The sequence below is a fragment of the Nocardioides cynanchi genome (genome assembly GCF_008761635.1).
Taxonomy (GTDB): Bacteria; Actinomycetota; Actinomycetes; order Propionibacteriales; family Nocardioidaceae; genus Nocardioides; species Nocardioides cynanchi.
Window position 1 is genome coordinate 1,931,931 of sequence record NZ_CP044344.1, and the last position, 14,168, is coordinate 1,946,098.

At 72.4% G+C, this 14,168-nt stretch carries 12 protein-coding genes; 2 read left to right on the forward strand and 10 right to left on the reverse strand.

Annotation, left to right across the window (positions count from 1 at the left end; all coding sequences use genetic code 11):
• Positions 1–69 precede the first annotated feature (69 nt).
• On the forward strand, positions 70–1,263 hold the full coding sequence (locus E3N83_RS09435) for a CaiB/BaiF CoA transferase family protein (protein ID WP_151083022.1): 1,194 nt from the start codon (positions 70–72) through the stop codon (positions 1,261–1,263).
• A 4-nt stretch (positions 1,264–1,267) separates the two neighbouring features.
• Here the strand turns inward: E3N83_RS09435 and E3N83_RS09440 are convergent, their stop codons facing one another.
• The 8 genes from E3N83_RS09440 to E3N83_RS09475 all read right to left on the reverse strand — a co-directional run bounded on the left by E3N83_RS09440 (position 1,268) and on the right by E3N83_RS09475 (position 10,651).
• Positions 1,268–2,059, reverse strand: a complete 792-nt coding sequence (locus tag E3N83_RS09440; protein WP_151083023.1) for an HAD-IIA family hydrolase — start codon at positions 2,057–2,059, stop codon at positions 1,268–1,270.
• 177 nt (positions 2,060–2,236) lie between these two features.
• Entirely contained in the window at positions 2,237–3,355 is a 1,119-nt protein-coding gene (gene bar / locus E3N83_RS09445) for a barbiturase (protein ID WP_151083024.1), read from the reverse strand.
• A gap of 40 nt (positions 3,356–3,395) precedes the next feature.
• Positions 3,396–4,328 (reverse strand): carbamate kinase, encoded by a 933-nt coding sequence (locus tag E3N83_RS09450; RefSeq protein ID WP_238343173.1) that lies wholly within the window; start codon positions 4,326–4,328, stop codon positions 3,396–3,398.
• Between the two features lie 50 nt (positions 4,329–4,378).
• Complete coding sequence (locus E3N83_RS09455) at positions 4,379–5,245, reverse strand: hypothetical protein (protein WP_151083026.1); 867 nt, start codon at positions 5,243–5,245, stop codon at positions 4,379–4,381.
• Positions 5,246–5,464: 219 nt separating this feature from the next.
• The gene (locus tag E3N83_RS09460) at positions 5,465–5,917 is read right to left on the reverse strand and encodes a DUF4234 domain-containing protein (protein ID WP_202879373.1); all 453 of its coding nucleotides are present in this window, start codon (positions 5,915–5,917) and stop codon (positions 5,465–5,467) included.
• Positions 5,918–6,024: 107 nt separating this feature from the next.
• Entirely contained in the window at positions 6,025–7,923 is a 1,899-nt protein-coding gene (locus E3N83_RS09465; protein WP_238343141.1) for a hydantoinase B/oxoprolinase family protein, read from the reverse strand.
• 8 nt (positions 7,924–7,931) lie between these two features.
• On the reverse strand, positions 7,932–10,235 hold the full coding sequence (locus E3N83_RS09470) for a hydantoinase/oxoprolinase family protein (protein ID WP_151083028.1): 2,304 nt from the start codon (positions 10,233–10,235) through the stop codon (positions 7,932–7,934).
• Between the two features lie 59 nt (positions 10,236–10,294).
• Positions 10,295–10,651, reverse strand: a complete 357-nt coding sequence (locus E3N83_RS09475) for a YciI family protein (RefSeq protein WP_151083029.1) — start codon at positions 10,649–10,651, stop codon at positions 10,295–10,297.
• 108 nt (positions 10,652–10,759) lie between these two features.
• On the opposite strand from E3N83_RS09475, the gene E3N83_RS09480 reads away from it, so the two are divergent.
• Complete coding sequence (locus E3N83_RS09480) at positions 10,760–11,788, forward strand: Gfo/Idh/MocA family protein (RefSeq protein ID WP_151083030.1); 1,029 nt, start codon at positions 10,760–10,762, stop codon at positions 11,786–11,788.
• A 16-nt stretch (positions 11,789–11,804) separates the two neighbouring features.
• On the opposite strand, the gene E3N83_RS09485 is transcribed toward E3N83_RS09480, so the two are convergent.
• Together E3N83_RS09485 and E3N83_RS09490 are read right to left on the reverse strand one after the other, a co-directional pair.
• Positions 11,805–12,491, reverse strand: coding sequence for a lysophospholipid acyltransferase family protein (locus E3N83_RS09485; RefSeq protein ID WP_238343142.1), 687 nt, complete (start codon positions 12,489–12,491; stop codon positions 11,805–11,807).
• Positions 12,492–12,516: 25 nt separating this feature from the next.
• Positions 12,517–13,302 (reverse strand): GNAT family N-acetyltransferase, encoded by a 786-nt coding sequence (locus E3N83_RS09490; protein ID WP_151083031.1) that lies wholly within the window; start codon positions 13,300–13,302, stop codon positions 12,517–12,519.
• Positions 13,303–14,168 lie beyond the last annotated feature (866 nt).

A 14,168-nucleotide genomic window follows, 5' to 3' on the forward strand; every position in this document is an offset into this window, starting at 1 on the left:
TCTACCCAACCATCCGGTGCCGACAGGCCGGCCGCCGCCGACGCCGGGACGCCCTACTAGGTTGGCGGGATGAGCGAGGGACCGCTGGCGGACGTCGTCGTGCTCGACCTGACCCGCGCCCTGGCCGGGCCCCAGGCCGCGATGATGCTCGGCGACCTGGGCGCCCGGGTGATCAAGGTGGAGAGCGCGACCGGCGACGACACCAGGGCCTGGGGTCCGCCGTGGGCCGGCGTCGCGGCGGACGACGGACCGCACGACTCGTCGTACTTCATGTCGGCGAACCGCAACAAGGAGTCGATCGTCCTGGACCTGAAGGACCCGGCCGACGCCGACGTGCTGGCCCGGCTGGTCGGCCGCTGCGACGTGCTGCTGGAGAACTTCCGGGTCGGCGTGCTCGACCGGCTCGGCTTCGGGGTCGGCCGGCTGCACGAGCTCAACCCCCGGCTGGTGATCGGCTCGATCACCGGCTTCGGCCACGACGGGCCGGAGGCGCACCGCGCCGGCTACGACCAGATCGCGCAGGGCGAGGGCGGGCTGATGTCGGTGACCGGCACCGAGCAGCCGACCAAGGTCGGGGTGCCGATCGCCGATCTCCTGGCCGGGATGAACCTCGCGTTCGGCGTCGTGGCCGCGCTCCACGAGCGGCACACCACCGGGGTCGGCCGGGTCGTCCGCACCTCGCTCCTCGCCGGGGTGGTCGGCGTGCACGCGTTCCAGGGCACCCGGTGGACGATCGGCGGCGAGGTGCCGGGCATCGCCGGTGCCCATCACCCTGCGATCGCGCCGTACGGGATGTTCGAGACGGCGACCGCGCCGGTGCAGGTGGCCGTGGGCTCCGAGGGCCTGTGGCAGCGGTTCGCAACCGCGGTCGGCATCGATCCCGGCCAGGAGCGCTTCCGCAGCAACCGGGAGCGGGTCGCCCACCGCGACGAGCTGGTCGGGGTGATCGAGGAGATCTTCGCGGCCGGGCCGGTCGAGCACTGGCTCGAGCTGCTCCTTGCCGCGGGCATCCCGGCCGGCAAGGTCCGGACGATGGACGACGTGTACGACTGGGAGCAGGTGCGGTCCCAGGGGCTGGTGCTCGAGGTCGACCACCCGGCTTACGGCCCCCTGGTGCTGCCTGGCTCGCCGCTGCGCTTCGACGAGCAGACGTTCTCCGGCGGCCGTGAGCGGCACCTCGCTCCCCCGCTGCTGGGCGAGCACAGCGACGCGATCCGGGACTGGGTGGCGGACGAGGGACCTGGGCCGGCCTCGGCTCGCTGAGCGCTCAGGCGCGCTCGGCCACGAGGTCGACCAGGTCGGCGATCGAGTCGACGACGCGGGTCGGGCGGTAGGGGAAGCGCTCGACCTGCTCGGGGCGGGTCGAGCCGGTGGTGACCAGGATCGTGCGCAGGCCGGCCTCGAGGCCGCTGACGATGTCGGTGTCCATCCGGTCGCCGACCATCACCGTGGTCTCGGAGTGCGCCTCGATCCGGTTCAGCGCGCTGCGCATCATCAGCGGGTTGGGCTTGCCGACGAAGTAGGGCTTGTGGCCGGTCGCCGTACTGATCAGGGCGGCGACGCTGCCCGTGGCCGGGAGGGTGCCCTGGTGGCTCGGGCCGCTGACGTCGGGGTTGGTGGCGATGAACCGGGCACCGCTCTCGATCAGCCGGATCGCCTTGGTGATCGCCTCGAAGGAGTAGGTGCGGGTCTCGCCGAGCACGACGTAGTCCGGGTTGCGGTCGGTCATCACGTAGCCGACCTCGTGCATCGCGGTGATCAGCCCGCTCTCCCCCACGACGTACGCCGAACCGCCGGGGCGCTGGTCGTCGAGGAAGTCCGCGGTGGCCAGGGCGGAGGTGAAGATCCGCTCCTCGGGGACGTCGATGCCGCTGCCCAGCAGCCGCGCCCGCAGGTCGCGCCGGGTGTAGATCGAGTTGTTGGTCAGCAGGAGGTACTTCAGGCCGCTGGCCTTGAGGGCGTCGATGAACTCCGCCGCCCCCGGGATCGGGTCCTCCTCGTGGACCAGCACGCCGTCCATGTCGGTGAGCCACGTGTGGATCGGCTTGGACTCCGTCATGCGCTCATCATCCCCGACCCGGCTCCCGGGCACCGACCCACGTCGTCGACCGGGCGCGGGTGCGTGGTCTCTTCGCGCCGACTCAGCGCGGGTGCGTGTCTCTGTGCGCCGACTCAGCGCGTGTGCGCGGTCTCTGTGCGCCGAGTCAGCGCTGTTCGAGTGCCTGTTTGCGCCGACTCAGCGGGGGGCGAGGTCGACGATGGCGGCGACGGGGCCGCCGCCGTCGGGCCCCTGGTGGGCGGCGGAGACGGAGACGAAGACGGCGGGGTCGCCGGTGACCACGGCGGTGACACCGCCGACCGCGGCCTTGATCTGCCGGTGCCAGTGCACGTCGGAGTCGTCGAGCATCGCGTTGCGGCGGCCGCGGACCCGGCCGTCCTGCGAGACCTCGCACTTGAGGAAGACGTTGACCAGCCGGCCGTCGAGGTCGGAGGAGTGGGGGCGCTCGGGGAGGTCGAGGCCCGCGGAGCGGATCGCCTCCCAGATGCCGTCGGCGTCGAGGGCGTCGTTCATCACCGAGTGCCCGATCCGGTAGCGCCCGCCGATGCCGGTCGCGTTGCCCACGACCACGACCTGGGCCCGGTCCAGCTCGACACCCGAGGAGCACGAGGCCACCGAGGAGTAGAGCGACCGGTCGCGCAGGATGTCGGCGTCGTCGGGCATCGAGATCTCGCCGAGCGCGACCGCGATGCCCAGCGCCGTACCGCCGTTGGAGACGTCCATCGACGTCAGCGTGTCCTCGGTGAACACGTCGTGCCCACGGCTGCGGGCGTCCTGGATCGTGTCGATGGTCAGCAGCGGCGTCTTGGTCTGCACGTAGTGGACGTCGGCGGGGTCGGTGATCCCGGCCCGCGCCATCGCCACCTCGACCGCCGCCGCGACCTTCTCGACCATCGCCCGGCGCCCGATGTCCTCCGGCAGCAGCACCTCGCTGATCGCGAAGCCGACGGTCAGCCGCGGCTCGTCGGAGGGTACGACGTCCGCCTCCGGCACCGTGGCGAAGATCGTCGCGTGCGGGCTGATCACGCCGTCGGTGCCGCCCGACCAGACGATCGGGATCTGCGAGACGGCCTCGGCGTCGGCGCCCCGGGCGACGAGCGCCTCGCGGAAGGCCCGGTCGGCGATGATCCGGGTGTAGTCGTTGACGCCGCCGTTGCCCTCGGTCTTGCCGATGATCGCGATCACCCGGTCGGCGTGGATCACGCCGTCGTCGATCAGCGTCGTCAGCTCCGAGGCGTCGGCGACGGAGTGGATCGGGACCTTGCGGACCTCGATGGCGGGTGGTCGTGAGGGCATGCTCGATCCTCGCAGGTCCCGACTCCGCTCGACCAGCGGACTAGTCGGCGAGCACGACCGTCCCGGCGCTGCCGATCTCGGTCACGGCCGCGACGATGCCGTCAAGGCTGGTGATCACCCCGGGCTGGTCGGTGGCCTGGACGAACCGGCACACGGCGTCGACCTTGGGCCCCATGGAGCCGCTGGCGAAGTGGCCCTGCTCGGCGTACTCCTGCATCCGCGCCAGCCCGACCCGCCCGATCGGCTCGGCCTCGGGAGTGCCGAAGCCCAGCACCGCCTGGGGCACGTCGGTGGCCACGACCAGCACGTCGGCGCCGACCATCACCCCGAGCAGGGCTGCCCCGAGGTCCTTGTCGATCACCGCCTCGACGCCGGTCAGCGACCCGTCCGCACGGCGTACGACGGGGATCCCGCCGCCGCCGTTGGCCACGACCACGAAGCCTGCATCGATCAGCGCCAGCACCGCCGGCGCGTCGAGGATGTCCTGGGGCTCCGGCGAGGCCACCACCCGCCGCCAGCCCTTCTCGCCGCGGTCCTCCCAGACCTCGCCGTGCTCGACCAGCAGCCGGGCCTCGTCGGCGGGCAGGAAGCGCCCGATCGGCTTGGTCGGCTTGGCGAAGCCCGGGTCGTGCGGGTCGACCAGGGCGCGGGTCACCACGGCCGCCGTCCGTCGCTCCACCCCGCGTGAGGCCAGCGCCGCCTCCAGCGCGTCCATCAGCACGAAACCGAGCGTCGCCTGGGTCTGCGCTCCGCACCAGTCGAGCGGCACCGGGGGCACGACGGCCGCCGCGAGCTCGTTCTTGACCAGCAGGTTGCCCACCTGGGGCCCGTTGCCGTGGGTGATCACCACCTCGACGTCGTGCGCCAGCAGCTCGGCGACCGCGGCCATGGCGACCTCGGCGGCCGCGATCTGGTCCTCGGGCCGGGCCCGTCCCTCGGCGTTGGTCATCGCGTTGCCGCCCAGTGCCAGCATCACCCTCACGGGCCGAACCTAGTGTCCGACCGGGCCGTCGGCACGCAGGCTCACCACGTCCAGCGGATGCCGAGCATGCCGGGCCCGAACCCACGGGCGAGGGCGTGCACCGAGCGGCCGCCGCCGAGAGTGACCTCGGTGACCTCCTCGCCGTCGTCCGTGCGGACGTAGCGCTCCAGCCGGCTCGGCAGCCGGCTCGGGTCGAAGCGCACCCAGATCAGGAGCTCGCCCAGCCGGCGGGCGGCGTAGTGGTCGAACCACGCGTCGTCGGAGGGCTCGCCCAGCTCGACGCTGAGCTCGTAGAGACACGTCTCGTCGCGGGCCAGCGACCGGTCCATCAGGAGCTCGGCCGCGAACACCCCGGTCGCCGGGTCGAGGAAGGTGCGACCGATCGAGCAGCCGGCGACCGGACGGAACTCCGGGGCCCGGTCGAGGCCGTCCAGGGTCACGATCAAGGGCGTACGACGCGCATCGTTGCCGCGGGCCTGCATGATCGCGCGCACCTCCATCCCCGTGGCCCGGCCGTGCTCGTCGATGTCGACGGTGATGTGCCGCAGCTGCTCGACCAGCTCGTCGTAGAGGCCCTCGAACTCGAGGGCGTGCAGCGCGGGCAGCACCCCCGGACTGTCGGCGAAGATCTCCTGCATGCTCCGCTCGCCCGGTCGCGGTCCGGGCCGCTTCGACGGGCCCAGCCGGGCACTCAGACCGCCGGGTGAGAGGCGGAGCAGTCGCTCGATCTCGGCGAGCGCCTCCAGCGAGGTGCCACGCTCGGGCTGGCTGCGCCCCGACCGCCAGTAGCTCAGCGCCGTGGGGCTGACCGGGCAGCCACGCTCGACCAGCCGCTCGTGCAGCCAGGAGAGGGTCACTCCTCGTCGCGCCAACGCCTCGGCGAACGCGTCGTGAAATCCGGCCTCCACGAACCTGGCTCCTCCTCCCGATCCGGAGCGGCGGAGCCGCTTCCAGGTGGACTGCGCCCTCCACTACAACGCGGAAACGGGCATCACACAACTGCGCCGTCGATAAGTGACGAGCCGTCCTCTACGCTCCGACGCGTGCGGCACAGCCGCTGGAGAGATGCCGGGTACCGGGGGGTCCCGGCATCTCGTCCGTCCGGACCGCTCTCGCCACCCGTCGCGTCAGCGCGCGCCGGCCGACCGCCAGAAGTCGTTCAGCGCGCAGTTCGTCTTGACGAACCACACGATCCCGCCCACCAGCGGCAGCAGGATCCACAGCCCGGTCAGGGCACTGACGGGCGCCGGCTGTCCACGGCGCTCGTAGAGCTTGCCGACCTCCATGGGGGTGAGGAACGCCATCACGATGCCCACGAAGAAGCCGAGCACCAGCGCGAGCCCGCCGCCGATGCCCTCGCCGGAGTAGCGCTTCATCTCGTCGTGGGACTTGAAGTACCAGTAGAGGCCGTAGATGCCCAGGGTGACGATGAACAGCAGGATGCCGACACCGGTCGAGCGCACCGAGCCGACCGGACCCGTCGTCGCCAGCGGCTGGCCACCGTAGGCGTTCGGCGGCGGAGCCGAGCCCGCGGTGGAGGGTGCGTCGTGGGCGGGTGGTGGCGCGTTCTCGTCGGACATGGTTCCCCCGTGATGCGTGCGTACGCGCCGGACGGCGCAGTGCATGGTGGCACCCGCACGTCCGATGGGGAAGCACCACGACGTCGCCGCGCCGTCGCGTCGCTGCCTCAGACGACGTCGACGTCGGCGTGCTCGGCGCCGCCGGACAGCCGGGCGTAGCCCGGACCGCGGTCGAAGAACGCGTCGCCACGACCCGGGCGCGACGCCCGCTCGGCCGCGGTCGCCGCGGCGTCGAAGGAGAGGTCGTCGGTGTCGAGGTCCCCGGTCAGCACCACGCCGTACGCCGCCAGCGCGGCCGCCGGAGAGACCTTGCGCCAGACCACGTCGCGAACCACCGACACGGGGTCGCGGGCCAGCGGGTCGCCCCACCCACCGCCGCCGGTGGTGCGGATCCGGATCACCTCACCGGCGCGCACCGGCTCGGCGTCCGCCAGCGCGTCGACCTCGCGCTCGTGCGGGCCACCGGGGTCGATCGTCACCCGGAACGGCGTTCCGGCCAGGCCGCCCCTGACTCCCCAGCAGGCCAGGATGGAGCGGTCGGCGATGGACATGAAGTGGGCGTCGCGGAGCATCCGGATCTGCTTCTCGTAGCCCAGCCCGCCCCGGAACTCCCCCGCACCTCCGCTGTCGATCGCGAGACCCAGCGACTCGACCCGGAACGGGAACCGTGCCTCGGTGAACTCCGTGGGCAGGTTGCGCGAGTCGGGCACGACGTGGATCGTGTCCTCGCCGTCGGCGTAGTAGCGACCGCCCGAGCCGCCGCCGAGCACCTCGCGCATCAGGTAGGGCCGGCCGGCCGCGTCGTCGCCGTACACGCCGGTGTAGCGGATCGTCTCCTGGTCGGCCGGCATCCGGCCGTCGACCGCCTTGGCCAGCACGCCGGCGAGCACCCCGAGCAGGCGCAGGATCACGAAGGTCCGGGCGTTGGTCGGGGCCGGGAAGACCGGCGTCAGCAGGGTGCCCGGCTCGGGGAACCTCAGCTCGATCAGGGGCACGACGCCCTCGTTCACGTCGAGCTCGGCCATCCGCTCCGGGCTGTCGGCCAGGTTGCGCAGGATCGGCGCCAGCCACTTCTTCAGGAAGACGCCGTCGCTGTAGTCGCCGCAGTGGTTGATCGGCCCCCTGGCCTGCGGTCCGGTGCCGTCGAAGTCGAGGACCAGCCGCTCGCCGTCGGGATCGTCGGCCGCCGTCCGGGTCAGGGTGATCCGCTGCGTGTGCAGCCGCGGCTCGTCGACACCGTCGTGCTCGGCGTAGTCCTCCCACACCCAGGACCCGACCGGGATCTTGGCCAGGATCTCGCGACGGTACGTCGTGGTGGTGCGGTCGATGATCGCGTCGAAGCAGCCCTCGACCGCGTCGACGCCGTACCGCTCGAACAGCTCGCCGAGCCGCCGCGACCCCATCAGGCAGGCCGAGCACTCGGCGTCGAGGTCCGCGGCCAGCGACTCGGGCATCCGGGAGTTGCGGGTCATGATCGCGAGGGCCGCGCGGTTGGGCACGCCGGCGTCCCAGAGCCGGATCGGCGGCACCATCAGGCCCTCCTCGAACACCGTGGTCGCGCTGCTCGGCATCGACCCGGGCACGGCCCCCCCGATGTCGTCATGGTGACCGAAGGCCTGGACGAAGGCGACGACGCGGTCGTCCGCGAACACCGGGACGGTCACGCAGAGGTCGGGCAGGTGGCCGATGCCGCCCTCCGAGCGGTAGACGTCGTTGTGGAAGAAGACGTCACCGGGCCGCATCGACTCGATCGGGAAGTCGCGAGCCACCGGGTGTACCAGCGCGGAGTAGGAGCGGCCGGTCAGCTTGCGCAGCAGCCGGTCGTGGATGCCGGCCCGGAAGTCGTGGGCGTCGCGGATCATCGGGCTGCGACTGGTCCGGGCGATCGCGGTCTCGACCTCGGCCTCCACGCTGGCCAGCGAGCCCTGCACGATCTCGACCAGCACCGGGTCCGCGGCCGCCCCGTTGTCGGACGTGAGCGGCCCGAAGGGGAACTGTGTCGGCACCCGGCGGCTCATCGTGCGGCCTCGGTACGCCGCACCAGCAGGTTGCCGAAGTCGTCGACGGTCGCGGCGAAGCCGGGGTGCAGCGGCACCGTCGAGCCGTACTCCTCCACGATCGCGGGACCGGTGACGGTGGCTCCGGGAGGCAGGTCGTCGCGCTGGTGGATCGGGGTGTCGACGTAGCCGACCGACGCGTCGAAGCAGACCGGGCGAGTGACGGGACCCGCTGGTCGCGCGGGGTCGAGCCCATCGGTGTGGTCTCGACTCCGCTCGACCACCGGAACGGGCTCGATCCCCGGGGCGAGGCGTCGTCGCTCGGGCCTGGTGATCGGGCCGATGCCCGAGACCCGGAGGTTGACCCACTCCACCTGCTGGGTGTCGTCGCCGGCGAAGTCGTAGCCGTACAGCCCGCGGTGGGCCGTATGGAACGCCGCGACCACGCCGTCCAGCGCCGCCCGGTCGAGGAGCCCGTCCGGCACCGGGACCCGCACCTCGAACGCCTGCCCGAAGTACCTCAGGTCGGCGGTCCGGACGAACACGTGGGCGGTCTCGGCGAAGCCCTCGCGCAGCAGCGCGTCGCTGGCCTGGCCGGTCAGCTCGTCGTACGACGTGGCGAGGGTGGTCGGGTCGACGTCGGCGTCGAGACAGACCCGGGTCTGCACGTAGTCGTTCTTCACGTCGACGGTGAGCAGCCCGAACGCCGAGACGTTGCCGGGGTCGGGTGGCACCAGCACGGTCGGGACGCCGAGCACGTCCATCAGGCGGCACAGCAGCAGCGAGCCCGAGCCGCCGAAGGTGGTCAGCGCGAAGTCGCGCACGTCGAGTCCGCGCTTGACGGTGACCTGGCGCAGGGCGTTGGCCTGGTTCCACGCGGAGATCTCCAGCACGCCCACCGCGGCCGCCTCGGGGGTCAGGTCGAGCTCGGAGGCGAGCCGCTCGATCCCCGCACGCGCGGCTCCGACATCGAGCGGGATCTCGCCGCCGAGCAGGTGCGGGGGGATCCGGCCGAGCACCACGTGCGCGTCGGTGATCGTGACGTCCGCACCGCCGCGGCCGTAGCAGAGCGGCCCCGGGTCGGCACCGGCCGACTGCGGCCCCACCTTGAGGGCTCCCTCCGGCGAGAGCCACGCGATCGAGCCGCCGCCGGCGCCGACGGTGACCACGTCGATCATCGGGATCTTGCTCGGGTAGGCCCCGACCGTGCCCTCGGTGGTCAGCGTCGGCTCGCCCCCGACCACCACCGACACGTCGGTCGACGTACCGCCGCCGTCGCAGGTGAGGACCCGGTCGAAGCCGGCCGCACTCGCGATCAGCGCGGCCCCGAGGGCGCCCGCCGCGGGTCCGCTGAGCACCGTGGTGATCGGCTGGTGCACGACCTCGTCGGCGCTGAGCACCCCGCCGTTGGACTTCATCACGTAGAACGGAACGCCGGGATGGTCTCGACTCCGCTCGACCACCGAGGAGCCGCCAGGATGGTCTCGACTCCGCTCGACCACCGAGGAGCCGCCGGGATGGTCTCGACTCCGCTCGACCACCGAGGAGCCGCCGGGATGGTCTCGACTCCGCTCGACCACCGAGGGGCCGCCGACGTACGACGAGAGCCGCGCGCTGATGTTGGAGACGTAGGCCGAGAGCCGCGGCTTGACCGCCGCGTCCACCAGGGTGGTCATCGCGCGTTCGTACTCGCGGTACTCGCGCAGCACCTCGCTGCTGATGCTGACCACCGCGTCGGGGTGCTCCTCGGCGAGCACCTCACGCATCCGCTGCTCGTGGCCGGGGTCGGCGTACGAGTGCAGGAAGCAGACCCCGAGCGTGTCGACGCCGCGGTCGCGGAACCAGCGCGCCACCTCCCGCGCACCAGCCTCGTCGAACGGCCGGATCTCCGCGCCGGTGAAGTCGAGCCGGCCGCCGACCGAGCGGACCAGGTCGCGCGGCACGATCCGGGGCGGCTTGACCCAGAAGTAGGAGTTGCCGTAGCCGTCGGGGACCGACTGCCGCGCGATCTCCAGCAGGGCGTCGTACCCCTCGGTGGTGACGAAGCCCACCCGGTCGACCTTGCCCTCCAGCAGCTGGTTGGTGGCGACGGTAGTGCCGTGGCTCACCGCGGAGATCGCGCTGCCGTCGAGGGGGCTGCCGCCGTCACCGAGCAGGGCCAGCACCTTGTCGATCCCGGCCAGGAAGCCGTCCGCGGGGTTGGCCGGCGTGGACGGCGTCTTGGTGGTGACGATCCGGCCGGTCTCCTCGTCCAGGGCCACGACGTCGGTGAACGTGCCGCCCGTGTCGATCCCGACCCGGATCCGGCGACGCTGCTGCATGGGGTCGATTCAAGCAGCACCCACGACCGTGCGCGCCTGGCCAGGCCACCCGCCGCGGGTCAGTCCTCCTGGACCGGGCGGATCTCCACCACCGGATGCACCCGGGTCAGCACGTGCGCCGCCTCGACCACCGCGTCGTAGTCGTCGCAGGTCACGATGTAGAAGCCGGACAGCTGCTCGACGGCCTCCGCGAAGGGCCCGTCGGTGACCAGCACGTCGGAGCTCGGGCCGCGCCGGACCGTCCGGGCCCGGCTGCTGTGGGTGAGACCGGCCCCGCCGGTCACCGCACCGCCGCGGGCCTCCAGCAGCCGGCCGAACTCGAGGTCGGTGTCGTAGGTGGTCTGGTGGTCGGCCTCGCTCCCGGCCTCCCACTCGGCCTCGTTGTCGGCCGGGAACATCACGACGTACTCCGACATGGCGGTTTCCTCTCGTTGGCTGGTCTGACACCGGGGTGACGCAGGCGGCGGCCCGGTTTCGACGTTCGTGCCGGAGCAGCCTCGGGCGGGCCTTGACAGGATGCCCGGGTGACCACGCTGCCACCCACCCGGATCCCCGACCCGTACGACGCTCCGGCGATCCGCTGGGGCGTGCTGGCCCCGGGCGGGATCGCCCGCGCCTGGGCCACCGCCCTGCACGCGACGACCCGGTCCCGGGTCGTGGCGGTCGGCTCCCGGTCGGCGGAGCGGGCCGAGGCGTTCCTGGCCGAGCTCGGTGCCGAGCGGGCGCACGGCAGCTACGAGGCCCTGGTCGACGACCCCGACGTCGACGCGGTCTACGTCGCCAGCCCGCATTCCCAGCACCACGACCACGCCCTGCTGGCGCTGGGCGCGGGCAAGCCGGTGCTGGTGGAGAAGGCCTTCACCCGCAACGCCACCGAGGCGGCCGCCGTGATCGACGCCGCCCGCGCTCGGGGGCTCCTCGTGGTCGAGGCGATGTGGGCCCGGTTCCTGCCGCACGTCGACGTCGTACGACGCTGCCTCGAGGACGGGCTGCTCGGCGAGGTCGTGACGGTCTCCGCGGACCACGGCCAGCGGTTGTACCCGGACGGTCCCCAGCGACTGGCCGACCCGGCCCTGGCCGGTGGCGCCCTGCTGGACCTGGGTGTCTACCCGGTCTCGCTCGCGCACCTCGTCCTCGGCGGGTTCACCGACGTCCGGGCCACCGGCACCCTCGCCGCGACCGGCGTGGACGCCAGCGAGACGATCGCGGTGACCGGTCCGGGCGGCGGCTTCGGCACGCTCTCCTCGACCATGCTCGCGAAGACGCCCTGCACGGCCTCGGTCTCCGGCACCCGGCTGCGCCTGGAGGTCGACGGAGTGTTCTACCAGCCGAACGTGGTCCGGCTGCTCGACCCCGACGACCACGAGCTCGACCGCTACGAGCCACCGAGCCGGGAGCACGGGCTGGCCTACGAGGCGGCGGAGTTCGCCCGCCTGCTCGTGGCCGGTCGGACCGAGTCCGACCTCCTGCCGCTCGACGAGACGCTGGCGATCATGCGGGTCCTCGACGACGTACGCCGCCAGCTGGGCGTCGGCTTCCCCGGCGAGGGCTGAGCCCGGACAGCACCGCTCAGGTGTCGGACGGACGCTCGTTGTAGACGCCCGCGGCCTCCTGGCCGCTGAGACGCTGGATCTCGGCCATCACCTGGTCGGTGATCTCGCGCCGCGCCTTCCCGGGGGGTACGCCGTCGTACCGGCCGCGGACGTCGATCGGCGGCCCGAACGCCACGGTCACCTTGACCCGCTTGGGCAGGCGGCTGCCGACGGGCTGGACCCGGTCGGTGCCGATCAGCCCGAGCGGCACGATCGGTGCCCCCGAGGTCAGCGCCAGCTGGGCGACGCCGGTCCGGCCGCGGTACAGGCGTCCGTCGCGGGAACGCGTGCCCTCGGGGTAGATCCCGAAGGCACCGCCACCGGCGAGCACGCCGAGGGCGGTGTCGAGACTGGCGATGGCCGCCTTGGAGTCGTCGCGGTCGACAGGCAGGGCACCGAGCGCCTCGTACCACGCCTTGGCGAGCCGCCCCTTCACGCCCGGCTGCTCGAAGTAGTCCGACTTCGCCAGGAACGCCACCGGCCGCGGCACGACGATCGGGATCACCACGCTGTCGATGAAGCTGAGGTGGTTGCTGGCCAGGATCACCGGCCCCGTCGCCGGCACCTGCTCGAGACCGGTCACGGTCGGTCGCCAGACCGCCTTCGCCAGCGGCGGGACGACCGAGTGGAGCACGCCGTACAGCACCCGCCCATCTTGCCGCACGGCCCTGCTCCGGACGGTACGGGTCTCAGCGGTGCCAGACGTACGGCGTGCTGGTCGTGACCGCGAGCAGCCCCGACCGTTCCAGGATCGGCCGCGACATCGCGCTGCAGTCACTGTGGAGGTAGCGCACGCCCCCGGCGACCGCTGCCCGTGCCCGGGCGGCGGTCAGCGCCCGGTAGATGCCGCGACCGCGCCACTCCGGGAGCGTCGCTCCGCCCCAGAGCCCGGCGAACTCGGTGTCCTCGACGCGGGCCAGGCGGCCCGCGCTGACCACCCGGCCGTCGGCCTCGGCGACCCAGAACGTCTCCAGGCCGGCCGACCGGTCGAGCCGGTCCAGCACCTCGGCGGCGGTCGGTCCCCGGCCGAAGACCTCGCGCTGCATCCGGGCGGCCTCGGTGACGACGGCCTCGCGCTCGGGCAGGTCGTCCACGCGTCGTACGACGACCCCGGGCGGCAGGTCGACGTTCACGGCCAGCGCCCGGGCGTCACCGACCATCACGGTCTCGACCTCCTCGGGCACCAGTCCGTGCGCCTCGAGCCGGGCACCGAGGTCGGCGGGCCGGTCGTGCCCGCGCGTCTTCCACTCGAACTCCTCGACCTGCGGCAGCGCCGCGAAGTAGGCCACCGTCTGCGCGATCAGGGCATCGACGTCGGCGACCCCGTCGAGGCTCTCGTAGCTGACGAAGCCGCTGGTGGCGAAGATCCCGCGCCACAGCGGCCCGGACCGGTCCGAGCTCAGCGAGCCGGCGACCTCGGCGGCACCGCGCAGCTGGGCGTCGTAGGCGGTGAGCAGTGCGGCGTCCTCGTTCATCGTTCTCCTTCTCGTCACGTCCGGGACGCCCAGCATCGTCCGGCACGTCGACCGGGGCCACGTGAATACGACGGAGCCGGAAATGGTTGAAGGGCCCTCGTAGGTATGAGCTACAAGGGCCCTTCAGATGGTGACCCGCCGGGCCCCGGCGCAAGTCCGTGGTCCAGCGGTCCACCGGCGGTTGGTACTGGTGACGCTCCCAACCCATCGTCCGGCTCCTCCGACCCCGGCGGCCCCGTCACCTGGCCTCCGCGGCGCCCTCCCAGCAAGCTGGGCGGCCACCGTGCGGATCTTCGTCTCCGACCGATCCCGCGCTCCCCGGAGGGAGTGCGTGAGGGAAGTTCTATGCCCCGGGAGCCCAGTCCCACAAGGGCTTTCGGGCACTTTTTTCGACATACTTCGGTTTCCACCACGCCCTCCACAGGATGGCGCCTCGTCCTCCACAGATCGGGGCGAGTTGTGCACAGGGCGGCCACCTTCGGGGCGCAGCGGCCGGAAATGGCGGAAGGGCCCTCGTAGGTATGAGCTACAAGGGCCCTTCACTGGTGAGCGGCTCGAGCCGAAGCCCGTGCCCCTCCCCCTCGACCGTTCCGGTGACGCTCCCGGTCGATCCAGTCATCGCCTCCGACCCCGGCAGCCCTCGTCACCCGGCTCCCGCGACGCTGGTCCAGCACGCTGGTCCTGCGTCGTACGGATCTTCGTCTCCGACCGATCCCGCGCTCCCCGGAGGGAGTGCGTGAGGAGAGTTCTATTCCCCCGGAGCCCAGCCCCACAAGGGCTTTCCGCCACCAATTCCCACATACTTCGGTTTCCGGCGCGTCGTCCACAGTGAGCGGGTGGTTCGTCCACAGGACGGCGCCTCGTCT

Excerpts from the sequence above, each read along its gene's own strand:
- E3N83_RS09435 (WP_151083022.1), top strand. The coding sequence starts at position 70 with ATGAGCGAGGGACCGCTGGCGGACGTCGTCGTGCTCGACCTGACCCGC.
- E3N83_RS09440 (WP_151083023.1), bottom strand. The coding sequence starts at position 2,059 with ATGACGGAGTCCAAGCCGATCCACACGTGGCTCACCGACATGGACGGC.
- bar (WP_151083024.1), bottom strand. The coding sequence starts at position 3,355 with ATGCCCTCACGACCACCCGCCATCGAGGTCCGCAAGGTCCCGATCCAC.
- E3N83_RS09450 (WP_238343173.1), bottom strand. The coding sequence starts at position 4,328 with ATGCTGGCACTGGGCGGCAACGCGATGACCAACGCCGAGGGACGGGCC.
- E3N83_RS09460 (WP_202879373.1), bottom strand. The coding sequence starts at position 5,917 with ATGTCCGACGAGAACGCGCCACCACCCGCCCACGACGCACCCTCCACC.
- E3N83_RS09470 (WP_151083028.1), bottom strand. The coding sequence starts at position 10,235 with ATGCAGCAGCGTCGCCGGATCCGGGTCGGGATCGACACGGGCGGCACG.
- E3N83_RS09475 (WP_151083029.1), bottom strand. The coding sequence starts at position 10,651 with ATGTCGGAGTACGTCGTGATGTTCCCGGCCGACAACGAGGCCGAGTGG.
- E3N83_RS09490 (WP_151083031.1), bottom strand. The coding sequence starts at position 13,302 with ATGAACGAGGACGCCGCACTGCTCACCGCCTACGACGCCCAGCTGCGC.